The organism is Varibaculum cambriense (assembly GCF_022133705.1).
Lineage (GTDB): Bacteria > Actinomycetota > Actinomycetes > Actinomycetales > Actinomycetaceae > Varibaculum > Varibaculum cambriense_A.
The window spans coordinates 182,698-195,787 of the sequence record NZ_JAKNHJ010000001.1; the positions used below are offsets into that span (position 1 = coordinate 182,698).

Sequence of the window (13,090 nt, forward strand, 5' to 3'; positions counted from 1 at the left end):
AATGTGGACACTAGGTTGGATTGCTGAAGCCCTCAACCGGACGTGCAAAAATTCAGACACTATTATCGCCGGGCGGGTAGTTACTGATTCTCGTGAGGTTACGCCAGGAGATTTATATGTAGCCCGCGTCGGGGAAAACTCTGATGGACATAACTACCTGGAAAACGCCTGGCGGGCAGGGGCAGCTGCTGCCTTAGTAGAACGGCAAGAACCTGCTGAGCAGGTAGGTATTCCCTATGTACAAGTTACGGAAGCCACCCGCGCCCTCGGATGGTTAGCTCACTGCCATTTAGCGGCTTTACGGCGCAAAGGCCACGGAAAAAGACCAGTTTGTATCGGGATCACCGGGTCAGCCGGTAAAACTACCACCAAAGATTTATTAGCCAGCCTGCTGCAGCTACAAGGTCAGGTAATAGCACCTGAGAAGTCCTACAACAATGAGGTCGGGGTGCCCTTAACCATTTTGCGCGCTGATGAAACTACAGATTTTTTGGTTCTGGAAATGGGAGCTTCCGGACCGGGACATCTGGCGCTGCTAACTGAAATTGCCCCTTTGGATATGGCGATTGAGCTGATGGTAGGCCATGCGCATTTGGGCGGATTCGGCAGCATTGAGGGACTTGCGCAAGCCAAAGCAGAACTTCTTTGGGGCTTAAGAAACTATGAAGGCAAGCGCTATTGGCCATTAAGTGCGCCAGCGCAGCAAGCCCGGCAAGTTTTTCAGCAAGATGGTTATCGCGAGGAGGAATCCGCGCAAAAGGCTACTCCCTCACTAGCCATCTTGAACTGCGGGGATGAAAAGGTACGTCAAATGGCTTCCGGAGCGCAGATTCGCTACTTCGGAGAACTTAAACCAGAGGGAACCAGGCAAGAAACTGAGGTCAAGGGAGTTTACGCCTCCCAAGTCACAGTAGGTGGTGATGGCCGACCCACATTCTGGATGACCCGCGGGTCAGAAACTCTCAAAGTGAAGTTAGGACTGGTAGGACGGCATAACGTGGCTAACGCCTTGGCGGCAGTTACCGCTGCCACCGAGTTGGGGGTAAGCCTTGCCCAGGCTGCGCGCGTCCTCGAGAATGCCCGTCCCTTGTCGCAGCACCGCCTAGACGTGCGGGAAATCGAATCTGAGATTACGGTGATCGATGATTCCTATAACGCTAACTTGGATTCGATGCGTTCGGGGATCACCACCTTAAAGACCCTGGCGCAAGCTAAAGGAAGAGGGCGAGCAGTGGCCGTCCTGGGAGAAATGTTGGAGCTGGGAGCAGATTCCGAGACTCACCACCGCCTGGTGGGTAAGGCCTGTATCGAAGCGGGAATAGAGGTAGTTGTTACGGTGGGGCAACAAGCCACCCCGATTTACCAGACTGTTTTAGACCACGCCGAAGCTCAACACTGTGAAAACGCCGAGGAGGCACTTAGAGTGGTTAGGCAGGTTCTAGCTCCCGGCGATACGGTATTAGTTAAGGGCTCAAACGGATCTGGGGTCTGGAGAATTGCAGAAGCCTTAACAGGAGGTAGCGACAGCTAATGGTGCCTTTAGGAATAGCGCTATTAACCTCCCTAGTAATATCACTGGCAGGAACGCCGGTACTGATTCGGGTATTGCGCAAACACCAGTATGGCCAGTTCATTCGCAAAGATGGTCCTACGGCGCATTACACTAAGCGCGGTACTCCCACTATGGGGGGAGTGGTCATCATTTTGGCGACTGTTTGCGGTTGGATAGTAGCGCACATTGCTTCGTGGACATTTCCCTCGCCTTCGGGCTGGCTGTTGATGTTGCTGATAGTGGGACTAGGGCTCATCGGGTTCTTAGATGACTACATTAAAATCTCGCGTCAACGCTCCTTAGGGCTAACTCCCTGGGCAAAGATTGTTGGGCAACTGACAGTGGGAACCACTTTCGGGGTCTTGGCGCTCATGTTTCCCCGCAGAGATGAAACCGGGATTGCTATCACCCCGGCCTCTACCAAGATTTCAGTGGTACGCGACGTTAGTGGATTAGATTTAGCGTTCGCCGGAACTGTAGTGGCGTTTATTCTTTTTGCGCTGTGGTCTAACTTCTTGATTGCGGCCTGGTCAAACGGGGTAAATCTCACCGATGGCTTAGATGGTTTAGCCGCAGGGGCTTGCCTATTTGCTTTCGGAGCCTATACCGGGGTGGCTACTTGGCAGTATTATCAACGCTGCCCGCTGGTGGATGTGGCTCCCAGGGTTGCTTCCGCCTGTTATGAGGTGCGGGATCCGGCAGATTTGGCAATAATCTCGCTGGCGATTGTAGGTGCCTGCTTTGGGTTCCTTTGGTGGAACACTTCCCCCGCTCAAATTTTCATGGGGGATACCGGGTCTCTTGCTTTAGGCGGTGCCTTCGCGGGGCTATCAATTCTGACTCGCACCGAGTTTCTGGCAGTCATCATCGGCGGATTATTTGTTCTAATCGTGATGTCAGATGTGATCCAGGTGGGGGTATTTAAACTTACTCGAAAACGGGTCTTTAAAATGGCGCCCTTGCATCACCACTTCGAGTTAAAAGGGTGGAAAGAAGTAACGATTGTGGTTAGGTTCTGGATTATTGCCGGCCTGTTTGCGATTGTCGGAGTTGCCTTGTTCTACGCAGAATGGGTGGTTGCAATCAAGTGACAAACCAAAACTGGGCAGGCCGTTCTATCTGCATTATCGGTTTGGGCTCATCGGGGAGAGCCTGTTGCGAAGTGCTCTCTACCCTGGGTGCCAAAGTATCCGGGATAGATGGCCACGAGGAAGCAGTTGCCGCCTGCTCTAAGGACTACCCGCATGCGCAGTTCTATCAGGGACAGGGGAACAACTGGGAAGATCTGCTAGATAAGATAGCTCCTGCGTTGCTAGTGGTTAGCCCCGGGGTGCCTCCGCGCCATAGCGCGTTCACTTGGGCTAAAAAACACCAGGTGGAACTGTGGGGAGAGGTCGAACTAGCTTGGCAGATCCAAAAAACCGCTACCGCCTGCCCAGATACCCCCTGGCTCACCATTACCGGTACGAACGGTAAAACCACCACGGTCGGCATGACCCAGTCTATTTTGCAGGCTGCCGGTTATCAGGCACTAGCGGTCGGGAACGTAGGTTCCCCGGTGGTATTAGCCGCTGCCCAGGCTAAGGCGCAAGTGCTAGCGGTAGAGCTTTCCAGCTTCCAGCTTTACACCACTAAAACAGTATCGCCACTGGCTGCAGTCTGTTTAAATATCGATGCCGATCATCTGGATTGGCATGGGAGCGAAGCAGCATATGTTGCGGCGAAAGCGCGGGTTTATGAACGGGCTCAAAAGGCCGTCCTCTACAATCAGCAAGATTCCCGCACCTTAGATTTAGCTTTAGCTGCCGAGGTAACCGAGGGCTGCCGGGCGATCGGTTTTACTACTGGTACCCCCGATATTTACCAACTGGGCATAGTAGAAAATATGCTGATCGATCGCGCCTATAGCGAAAATCCCTATAAAGAAGCAGTAGCACTGGTAGGCATGGGCGATTTTCACTATTACCACGGTGAACCCGGTATTACGGTGCTGCAAGATGCATTAGCCGCAGCTGGCCTCACCAGAGCCTTAGGGGTTGATCCCGAGGCCGTGCGGGACGGGATCCGCAGCTTCGTCCCACAAGCGCATCGACGAGCCATTGTAGGTCAGGCAGCGCAGGTCACTTGGATTGATGATTCCAAAGCCACCAACACTCATGCCGCGGCTGCTTCTTTGTCGGGATTGCCTCCTGCCTCAGTGGTTTGGATAGCTGGCGGGGATGCCAAGGGACAATCTTTTGATCAGTTAGTTACCGACATCGCGGCTACTTTACGTGGGGTAGTGCTGATCGGGGAAGATCGCTCCGCTTTGCGTCAGGCATTGGCACAGCACGCGCCTAATGTTCCAGTAGTCGAAGTTACCGCCCATGACGACATGATGTTCTCGGTGGTAAACGAGGCAGTCGCGCTTTCCCGGCCGGGAGACAAAGTGATTTTGGCGCCTGCCTGTGCCTCCTGGGATCAGTTCGCAAACTATTCTCAGCGTGGGGAGGCTTTCGCCAATGCCGTGTCCCGTTTGGAGGGATAAGCATGGCGACGCGGGCATCGACTGGAAATAAGAATAATTCTTCTGAGCGCACGGCAGCTAAAATCAGGAAAAAAATTCCGCGAATCGAAGTAAAACGCGCAGAGTCTTTCCGTTCGGATAACCCGGAAGGCAAACGTAAACTACTTAACCTGTGGCGTTCTGTCACCCATACCCCGTTATTTAACTACCAAATGCTGTGGTTCTTGATCATCGCCTTAGCGGTGATCGGTTTAATGATGCAGTTTTCTGCCTCAGTAATCCTGGAGCTTTCTGCCGGTACCAATCCCTATTGGGGAGTGGCGCGTCCCCTGCTGATTATGGCGGTGGGTTTTGCAGCCATGGTTTTCATATCGCGGCTCCCTGCAGATATCTTTGAAAAAGTAGCCTTACCGGTAGTATTCCCACTGGCTATCGCCGCTCAGCTAGCGGTTTTTACCCCGCTTGGCCGCGGTCAAGGCGGCAATCGCAACTGGGTTTATATTCCCGGTATCAACCAGGTATTACAGCCATCCGAGTTCCTAAAAGTCGCCTTTATTCTGCTGTTAGTCACGGTATTTAGTACCGGCAAATGCCGCATAGACTCCTTTGGCGACCTGTTCAAATGGGTGGGGCTGCCATTCATAATTATCGTGGCTACGGTGATGGCAGGTCACGATATGGGAACCTTGCTGGTTTTCGTTTCTATTTTGCTGTGTGTATTGCTAATCGCCGGGATTTCTCTACGCTGGTTAGGGATCGGGATAGGTCTGCTTTCCGTAGCCGCAGTCGGGGCGGTACTTAGTTCTGCTTCCCGCAGGAACCGGGTGCTTTCTTTTTTGCATCCCTCCCAGGCGAATCCTACCGGTTCTGGTCTGCAGCCCCTGCGCGCAAAATGGGGATTAGGCACCGGGGGACTTACCGGGGTGGGGCCGGGTGCCTCTCGCCAGAAATGGAACTATTTGCCGGAGGCTCATACTGACTTTATCTATGCAATTTTAGGTGAGGAATTCGGGCTTTTTGGCACCCTTTTAGTGCTGGTGATTTTCGGGCTGCTGGCCTGGGTGCTGTGCCGGTTAATCATTAATGCCACTCATCCGACTACCCGCTTGTGTGCTGCGGGAACTCTAGGGTGGCTAGTGGTACAGGCGCTGATGAACATCATGGTAGTGATTGGATTCCTACCGGTAGTAGGGGTGCCACTCCCGCTGGTTTCTTCGGGAGGTTCCACGGCGCTAGCTACCTTGTTACAAATGGGGGTGCTGCTAAGTTATTTGCGAGCAGAACCGGGAGTGGCTACCGCGGTAGCTCATCGACCAAAGTATTTGCGTACCAGTAGAGCCGTCAGATTGGAAAAACGCGATGGAAAAAAATAGATCGGTACTTTTAGCCGGAGGAGGAACCGCCGGTCATGTCAACCCACTGCTGGCTGCGGCTCGCTGTTTGCGAGATGAAGGCTGGGAGGTCACGATTATTGGTACTAGGGAAGGCAAAGAGAGTGAGCTAGTACCCGCTGCCGGCTTCGACTTGCACTATATTCCCCGGATCCCCTTGCCGCGACGCCCCTCTTTACAGCTGTTCACCATTCCCAGCCGGATGCGGGCGACGGTGCGGAAAATAGAGACCCTGATCCGTCAGAAACAAGTGGGGGTAGTCATCGGGTTCGGGGGATATGTTTCCACTCCCGCCTATTTTGCGGCGCGGCGCGCGCAGATTCCGCTGGTAATCCATGAACAAAATGCGCGGCCTGGTTTGGCCAATCGGCTAGGGGCACGGTGGGCGAAAGCAGTTGCTTTAACTTTTCCCTCCACCAAACTTGCGGCGAAGAAGGGGCGAACCACTTGTATTGGTTTGCCCCTGCGCCCCGAAATAGCGCAGTTAGCGCAAAAACGTCAGCATCCGCAGGATCAAAAACGCCAGCGGGAGGAGGCGCTTAAGTCTTTTGATCTGGATGCACAGCTGCCAACTTTACTGGTTACCGGGGGATCTTTGGGGGCGCTTTCCCTTAACGAAGCCCTGCAGGAGGCAGCGGTAAAGCTACCGGAAAATATGCAGGTAATTCACTTAACCGGTAAAGATAAAGATCAGCCGGTGCTCCGCGCTCTTCCCGAATCTTTAAAATCGCGTTACCGGGTTATTGATTACCTGGTGGACATGGAAAGGGCGCTAGCTGCCGCCGACTTGGTGGTTTGTCGTTCCGGTGCCGGTACCGTGGCAGAGATGACTGCCTTAGCGCTTCCGGCGGTCTATGTGCCCTTGCCGATTGGCAACGGCGAGCAGCGTCTTAACGCCGAAGACGCGGTAAAAAGTGGCGGCGCCCTGATAGTTGATAACGCCCGCTTTAATGCAGAGTTCGTGACCGGTCAGGTAGTGCCTTTGCTCTTGTCGCCCGAACGCTTGCAACAAATGTCGCAGGCACTGCCGGAAGAGGGAGTCGACGCCGCGAAGAAACTGGCGCAAATTGCTGAGGAAGTATGTCGATGAGCGAGGCAAAATATCATTTTATCGGGGTCGGGGGAGCCGGAATGTCAGTGGTGGCGCAGCTTTTTGTGGCGCGTGGCTGGGAACTGACCGGTTCGGATCAAAACGAATCCGATAACTTAGACAAACTTCGGAATCTGGGAGTCAAATGTTGGGTAGGTACCCAGCCGCAGCTGATTACTTCCGATATGACTATTGTTTATTCCAGTGCGATTCGCCCTAGCAATCCCGAATTTGCAGCCAGTAAAGCCGCTGGTTGCAGGTTTATGCATCGATCCCAGGCTCTGGCGCTCGCGGCAGCTGACCGCAAGTTCGTGGCCGTGGCGGGGGCGCATGGTAAAACCACTACTTCTGGCATGTTGGCACAAACTCTGTCCCAACTTGGGGCAGATCCCTCTTTTGCTGTTGGAGGGATAGTCCGTCACTACCAAACCGGAGCCCATCTGGGGAAAGGTGAGTATTTTATAGCCGAAGCCGATGAATCTGATGGTTCTTTCCTGAACTACCGCCCCCAGGTGGCGATTATTACCAATATCGAGCCTGATCATCTTGATAACTATGGATCGCCAGAAAGGTTTGCGGAGGCATTTTTTGATTTCAGCAACTGTATTAAACCAGGTGGAACCCTGATTGTTTGTACCGATGATCCCGGCTGTCGCCAACTGGTTGAGCGGTGGGAATCCTCGCGCAGCGACTGCGCGGCTCCTGGGATCCGAATCCTCGGATACGGGGTGGAAGAACCCGCCCTCAACTTGGATGAGTTTTGCCTGATTAAACCGCTGGCGGAAGATCCTACCTCAGTATCTGCACAGTTCATAGTGGCGGGGAAAGCTACTACCGTGCGCCTGCCGATGCCGGGGCAACATAACTTATTGAATGCGGCAGCAGTATTCCTCGGGGCTCAAATTGCCGGTTTTTCTGCGCCAGAAATCGCGGGGGCTCTAGGGGATTTTGAGGGAACCGCGCGCCGGTTTGAAACCAAAGGTGAGGCCGGGCAGATCCGGGTAATCGATGACTATGCTCATCACCCCACCGAAGTGGAAGCCCTCATGTACCAGGCGCGCGAGGCCGCCGGGGGAGGGCGCGTGTTGGTGCTCTTCCAGCCGCACCTGTATTCGCGTACCCGCAATTTTGCTTCCCGCTTTGCCCAGGCGCTTGATTTGGCTGATCAAGTGGTGGTGTGTGATATTTTCCGGGCACGGGAAGATCCAATCGCGGGGGTGACTTCCCACTTAATCACCGATAAGATGCAGCGGGGCTCCTACCTGGGGGATAGGGATGAGGCGGCGCGCGTCCTCGCTAATACGGCTGAGCCCGGGGATTTGATCTTAACCGTGGGAGCGGGAGACGTGACCGCGGCCGGCGGGTTGATTTTAGAGATTTTAGCCTCGAGGTTCGCGCAGTGACTTCTCGCAAATCTTCTTTTTCGCGCCGCTCTAAAGCCACCGAAGTATCTAAAAATACTCGGGTACGCACTAATCGCTCCTCGGCAGGCGTAGGAGAAAAAGCGGTTTCCCGGTCGCGATCTTCGCAAGTGACTTTAGCTTCCAAAGATCGGGCAGTGGTATCTAGCGGACTGGAGCAGCGACGCGCAGAAATCGCGCAGATCAAGCGGCGTAAGCGACTGCGCCGGGGCGGTGTCGGGGCGCTAATCGTGGTAATCATAGTGGCCTTAGGCTACCTGTTCTGGTTTTCCCCGGTTTTTGCCTATGATCCGGGTAAGACGCGAGTTGTGGGCGCTAGCGAACAAGTTTCCGCGGGACAGGTTAAAGAAGAACTGTTGACCTATGCGGGAAGACCTTTAATGCGGGTACCTACGGGTCAGGTGGCCGCAACGCTTAAAAAAGAAAATCCGTGGATCAAACAAATAGAGGTTAGCCGGGAGTTTCCCCGGGGGATGGTAGTACATTTGACGCTGCGAAAACCGGTGGCTAAAACCACGCAGGGAGCAGTGGTTGATCTAGAGGGGAAAGTATTTCCAGCTAAGGGATTCGCTGTAGCCAATCTGGTGACGGTAGTTAGTTCTTGCCACGCCAGCGATAATCGGGATTGTTTGAAATCGGCAGCCAGCGTGGTGGAATCATTGCCACCGGAAATCAAAAAGAAAACTAGACAGGCGCAAGCGGTACGTCCAGAAAATATAGAGCTGCAATTGGTATCGGGACAAAAGGTTATTTGGGGCGCCAGTAAAGATAATCAAAAAAAAGCGCAGGTGCTGTCGGTGCTTATGCAACGCGGAGGCAGTGTCTATAACGTGACCGATTACGCTCACCCTACGATTATCGGATAAGGATCGCTGCGCAGTAACGGGAAAGCAAGTTCACCAGTGTTAAATAGAGTTCTTCTACAGATTCCATGGTCTTAGCGTCAAAATCGGTCAGCGCCCACTATGGGGTAGGCTTTGAGGGAGAACTGAAGGGAGAAAATAGTCCATGAGCAAGAGCGCTAGCGATATACCGGCATATCGATACACCGCCCAGATGGCAGGTCAAATCGAGGAAAAATGGCAAAAATACTGGTTAGACAAAGGTACTTTCAATGCCGATAACCCAGTGGGTTCCCTAGCCGGTTCCCTGGCAGATAAGGCTCCGTTCTTTGTAATGGATATGTTCCCTTATCCCTCTGGCAAAGGCCTGCATGTGGGACATCCGCTGGGCTATATCTCCACCGATGTCACGGGACGATTCCAGCGGATGCAAGGGAAAAACGTCCTCTACACCATGGGATATGACGCTTTTGGCTTGCCCGCGGAACAGTACGCGGTAACTACCGGGCAGCATCCGCGTAAGACTACCCGCGAAAATATCGCTAATATGCATCGCCAGTTGGCGCGCATTGGCCTCTCCCATGATCAGCGGCGCTCTTTCGCTACTATCGATCAGGACTATTATCGCTGGACACAGTGGATTTTCTTGCAGATTTTCAACTCTTGGTACGACGTGGAGGCTACTCGCCCAGATGGAGGGAGCGGAGCTGCTCGCCCTATTAGCGAACTAATCGAAAAGTTTGCCAGCGGGGAAAAACCGCTGCCTGAGGGGGCTAAGTGGAGTGAACTTAGCGCCAAGCAGCGTGAAGATATTCTCGAGGATTACCGCCTGGCATATCTTTCCTATGCCCCGGTGAACTGGTGTCCAGGTTTGGGAACGGTGTTAGCGGACGAGGAAGTAACCTCCGAGGGCCGCTCTGAACGCGGTAACTTCCCAGTATTCCGCTCGCATCTGCGGCAGTGGATGATGCGGATTACTGCCTACGGTGACCGCCTGATTCAAGATCTGGCCACTTTGGATTGGCCAGAAAAAGTGCGCACGATGCAGGAAAACTGGATTGGTCGCTCCCGGGGCGCGACAGTAACTTTCCAGGTAGACACGGAAAACCTGCAGGTCTATACCACCCGTCCCGATACCTTGTTTGGAGCCACCTTCATGGTGGTAGCACCCGAGCATCCAATTCTTTCCGGTTTGGGACAAAGTGAACTTCCCGCTGGCGCACTGCCAATTCCTGCCCAGTGGCCTGAAGGCACTCGCGATGCCTGGACGGGAGGATATGAGAATCCGCAGCAGGCAGTGCGTGCCTACCAACAACAGGCAGCTGCCCGCAGCGAGCGCGAACGCGGCGAAGATGCCCACGAGAAAACTGGGGTATTTACCGGTTTGTTTGCTACTAACCCGGTCAATAATCGTCCGATTCCGATTTTCACTGCCGATTACGTGATGATGGGCTACGGTACTGGCGCGATTATGGCGGTTCCCGCTCATGATCAACGTGACTGGGACTTTGCGAAGAAGTTTGATCTGGACATTATTTACACGATTACTCCCGCGCCGGATGCCGATAAAGATGCTGCCTGGATCGGGGATGGAGTGATCCAGAATTCGGCTAATGACCAGATTTCTCTTAACGGCTTGGGTAAAGTCGAGGCCATTAAGAAAATAACTTCCTGGCTAGAAACTGCCGGATTGGGGGAAGCTACCACCACTTATCGCCTGCGTGATTGGCTGTTTTCCCGCCAGCGTTACTGGGGAGAGCCTTTCCCCGTGGTCTATGACGAGGACGGCGTAGTGCACGCCCTCCCGGAATCTATGCTGCCTCTGGATTTGCCGGAGGTAGATAATTTCTCTCCGCGCACCTTTGCGGCTGATGATGCAGATTCGCAGCCGGAAGCTCCGCTGGGGCGCGCCACCGAGTGGGTAAAAGTGGAACTAGACCTGGGGCAGGGTAAACAAACCTATTACCGCGACACTAATGTGATGCCTAACTGGGCGGGTTCTTGCTGTTACGAGCTACGCTACCTCGATCCAGGGGAGAAGGATTTCCTGGCTAACCCCGAAAACGAGCGTTACTGGATGGGGCCGCGCGAGGGCGCCTCCTCGGGAGGTACCGATCTATATGTAGGCGGGGTCGAACACGCGGTTCTGCACCTGCTTTATGCGCGTTTTTGGCACAAAGTACTCTATGACCTGGGGCATCTTTCTAGCAGTGAACCTTTCCATAAGCTGTTTAACCAAGGATATATCCAGGCCTATGCCTATACGGACGAGCGGGGAGCCTACGTGCCCGCCGCCGAAGTAGCAGGTGATGAGGCCGGTGGTTTCAGCTACGAGGGACAGCCGGTTAAACGCGAATACGGCAAGATGGGTAAATCCTTGAAGAATATCGTTACTCCCGACGATATTTGCGATGAATACGGGGCGGACACTTTCCGGGTCTATGAAATGTCGATGGGGCCGCTGGATATGTCGCGGCCTTGGGAAACTCGGGCAGTGGTCGGTTCCCAGCGTTTCTTACAGCGCCTATGGCGCAATGTGGTTGATGAGAACACTGGGGAGGTAACCGTTAGCGAGGACGCACCCGATTTGGAAACTCAGCGCGCCTTAGCGAAAGCAATCGCGCAGGTAACCGAAGACTACCGCGAAATGCGTCTTAACCTGGTGGTTTCGGATCTGATCGTGCTCAATAATCACTTGACTGGGCTAAAAGCGGTTCCTCGGGAAGCCGCGGAGGCGCTGGTATTAATGATTTCTCCGCTGGCTCCCCATATTGCCGAGGAGCTTTGGAATAGGCTGGGGCATTCTTCCTCGTTGGCACGCGAGCCTTTCCCGGTAGTAACCGATGAATCTCTACTGGTAGAAGAAGAAATCACGGCGGTGGTACAGATTAACGGCAAGGTTAAGTACCGCTTGCAGGTGCCGCAATCTATTTCAGCCGAGGAGCTAGAAAAACAGGCACTGGAAACTGAAGTAGTGCAGCGCACCCTTGCGGGAAGCGAACCTTTGAAGGTGATAGTGCGAGAACCAAAATTGGTGAACGTAGTAATAAGGAAAAAGAAATAAATAGGAATAAGTGCCCTGAACCATCGGCGTGAGCTATAGACTAATGGATAAGGGCTCTTTGGTATTACCTTGATTTATTGTTAAGGAGCAAACTTGAGTTTCGAAACCTGGACGCTGAAAGCGGGCGAAGACTCGGTATCGATCGCCAAAATCGGGGCAACTGTCCTGGATTGGCAGGTCGAAGACCATTTTCAAGACATTTCCGATTTTCCTTTGCCTCCCGATGGTGCCTACCCTCTAAAGCAGCGTAAGATCCATGTGCTTGACGGGTATCGTGACGCGCAAGAGGCTCGGGAAATGAATGGTTTCCGGAATGCGGTTATGGCGCCTTGGTCGAATCGTTTACGTGATGGCAAATATAGTTTTCAAGGTCGCACGTATGATTTTGCAGGGAAAACCGTGGGCGGCCCGCTGGCGTTACATGGCTTGGTAGCAGACCAACCTTTTGAGCTAGTTGAGGCGGGGGAAGACTTTCTGCGAGCAAAGATTCAGGTGCCAAAGCTCGAAGCCTATCCCTTTGAAGTGGAAGTGGAAGTTACCTATCGGCTGTGCGCTGATCCTCATCGACTATCCCTAGATATAGTGGCCAGAAATAATGGTGAGGCCGACGCGCCGATTACCTTGGGGTGGCATCCCTACCTGGTGTGTCAGGCAGGCAGCGCGGAAACTACTAAAATCACGGTGCCTTCTCAAGTTCGGATCCAAACTGATAAGAATCTGATTCCTAAACCAGGAATAAAAGGTTTTTCCACCCAAGCTTATCCGGTTACTTTGGTGCATCGCCGCGATATTGACTGGGGGATGACTTCGTTAGTTGCTGAAGATGGGGTGGCTACCGCCTTAGTTGACCATGTGGATGGTTCTCAAACTGCCGTAGAGTTGATTGGGGCTCGCCAGGGGCTGGGGTTAGGATCTTTCCAAATCTATACCGGCCAGGATTTGGCCTATCGCCGCGGCATCGCGGTAGCGGTAGAGCCTTTGCTGGCGATGACGGATGCTTTTAATCGTCCAGAATGCGAAGACCTAATTACGGTGGCACCGGGGCAGGTACAAGAGTTTCACGCTGCGCTGGAGCATCGCAGTCCGCTTAACCGGCAGTAGACTCTCGCTTAAGTAGTTTTCTTGGTGGCGAATCCTTAGCCCGGATTTAGCCCTCGGTGTCGCTGACCTCGGTAAGGATTGCGCAAACCTAGCCCCGCTGAAAGCTTAGTCTCATTTTCACAG

At 53.5% G+C, this 13,090-nt stretch carries 9 protein-coding genes; all 9 read left to right on the forward strand.

Going from position 1 to position 13,090, the window contains the following annotated elements; translation table 11 throughout:
- Position 1: 1 nt before the first annotated feature.
- A complete protein-coding gene (locus L0M99_RS00800) occupies positions 2–1,531 on the forward strand; it encodes a UDP-N-acetylmuramoyl-tripeptide--D-alanyl-D-alanine ligase (protein ID WP_238127442.1) in 1,530 nt (509 codons plus the stop codon).
- Complete coding sequence (mraY, locus tag L0M99_RS00805) at positions 1,531–2,643, forward strand: phospho-N-acetylmuramoyl-pentapeptide-transferase (protein ID WP_024058623.1); 1,113 nt, start codon at positions 1,531–1,533, stop codon at positions 2,641–2,643. Before L0M99_RS00800 ends, mraY begins: the two co-directional genes overlap by 1 nt.
- Complete coding sequence (murD, locus tag L0M99_RS00810) at positions 2,640–4,079, forward strand: UDP-N-acetylmuramoyl-L-alanine--D-glutamate ligase (RefSeq protein WP_238127443.1); 1,440 nt, start codon at positions 2,640–2,642, stop codon at positions 4,077–4,079. Before mraY ends, murD begins: the two co-directional genes overlap by 4 nt.
- A 2-nt stretch (positions 4,080–4,081) precedes the next feature.
- Positions 4,082–5,431, forward strand: coding sequence for an FtsW/RodA/SpoVE family cell cycle protein (locus L0M99_RS00815; protein ID WP_238127444.1), 1,350 nt, complete (start codon positions 4,082–4,084; stop codon positions 5,429–5,431).
- Positions 5,418–6,539 carry an undecaprenyldiphospho-muramoylpentapeptide beta-N-acetylglucosaminyltransferase gene (gene murG / locus L0M99_RS00820; RefSeq protein WP_238127445.1) on the forward strand — a complete coding sequence of 374 codons (1,122 nt, stop codon included), beginning with the start codon at positions 5,418–5,420 and terminating at the stop codon, positions 6,537–6,539. The genes L0M99_RS00815 and murG overlap by 14 nt, the downstream gene beginning before the upstream one ends.
- Positions 6,536–7,942: a UDP-N-acetylmuramate--L-alanine ligase gene (murC, locus tag L0M99_RS00825; RefSeq protein ID WP_238127446.1), complete on the forward strand. Its 1,407-nt coding sequence runs from the start codon at positions 6,536–6,538 to the stop codon at positions 7,940–7,942. The genes murG and murC overlap by 4 nt, the downstream gene beginning before the upstream one ends.
- The gene (locus L0M99_RS00830; protein WP_024058629.1) at positions 7,939–8,826 is read left to right on the forward strand and encodes a cell division protein FtsQ/DivIB; all 888 of its coding nucleotides are present in this window, start codon (positions 7,939–7,941) and stop codon (positions 8,824–8,826) included. Before murC ends, L0M99_RS00830 begins: the two co-directional genes overlap by 4 nt.
- A gap of 142 nt (positions 8,827–8,968) precedes the next feature.
- Positions 8,969–11,866 (forward strand): leucine--tRNA ligase, encoded by a 2,898-nt coding sequence (locus L0M99_RS00835; protein WP_238127447.1) that lies wholly within the window; start codon positions 8,969–8,971, stop codon positions 11,864–11,866.
- A 93-nt stretch (positions 11,867–11,959) separates the two neighbouring features.
- Complete coding sequence (locus L0M99_RS00840; RefSeq protein WP_238127448.1) at positions 11,960–12,967, forward strand: aldose 1-epimerase; 1,008 nt, start codon at positions 11,960–11,962, stop codon at positions 12,965–12,967.
- The last annotated feature ends 123 nt before the right edge of the window (positions 12,968–13,090 follow it).

Excerpts from the sequence above, each read along its gene's own strand:
- L0M99_RS00835 (WP_238127447.1), top strand. The coding sequence starts at position 8,969 with ATGAGCAAGAGCGCTAGCGATATACCGGCATATCGATACACCGCCCAG.
- L0M99_RS00815 (WP_238127444.1), top strand. The coding sequence starts at position 4,082 with ATGGCGACGCGGGCATCGACTGGAAATAAGAATAATTCTTCTGAGCGC.
- mraY (WP_024058623.1), top strand. The coding sequence starts at position 1,531 with ATGGTGCCTTTAGGAATAGCGCTATTAACCTCCCTAGTAATATCACTG.
- L0M99_RS00800 (WP_238127442.1), top strand. The coding sequence starts at position 2 with ATGTGGACACTAGGTTGGATTGCTGAAGCCCTCAACCGGACGTGCAAA.
- murC (WP_238127446.1), top strand. The coding sequence starts at position 6,536 with ATGAGCGAGGCAAAATATCATTTTATCGGGGTCGGGGGAGCCGGAATG.
- murG (WP_238127445.1), top strand. The coding sequence starts at position 5,418 with ATGGAAAAAAATAGATCGGTACTTTTAGCCGGAGGAGGAACCGCCGGT.